This window comes from Enterobacter cloacae complex sp. IR5412, assembly GCF_049237385.1.
GTDB lineage: Bacteria > Pseudomonadota > Gammaproteobacteria > Enterobacterales > Enterobacteriaceae > Enterobacter > Enterobacter intestinihominis.
The window spans coordinates 1-298 of record NZ_JBMKHQ010000008.1 but is presented as its reverse complement, the minus strand read 5'-3'; the positions used below and the strand labels follow the sequence as shown (position 1 = coordinate 298).

Below are 298 nucleotides of genomic sequence, written 5' to 3'. Positions count from 1 at the left end.
ATCGTGTTCCTGAACAAATGCGACATGGTTGATGACGAAGAGCTGCTGGAACTGGTAGAGATGGAAGTTCGTGAACTGCTGTCTCAGTACGATTTCCCAGGCGACGATACCCCAATCGTTCGTGGTTCCGCGCTGAAAGCGCTGGAAGGCGAAGCAGAGTGGGAAGAGAAAATCATCGAACTGGCTGGCTACCTGGATTCTTACATCCCAGAACCAGAGCGTGCGATTGACAAGCCATTCCTGCTGCCAATCGAAGACGTATTCTCCATCTCCGGTCGTGGTACCGTTGTTACCGGTC

At 52.3% G+C, this 298-nt stretch carries 1 protein-coding gene; it reads left to right on the top strand.

Translation table 11 applies throughout. From position 1 onward, the window contains the following. The coding region (locus ACOTX2_RS15130) for a GTP-binding protein (protein ID WP_421625936.1) at positions 1 to 298 on the top strand (298 nt) is incomplete at both ends.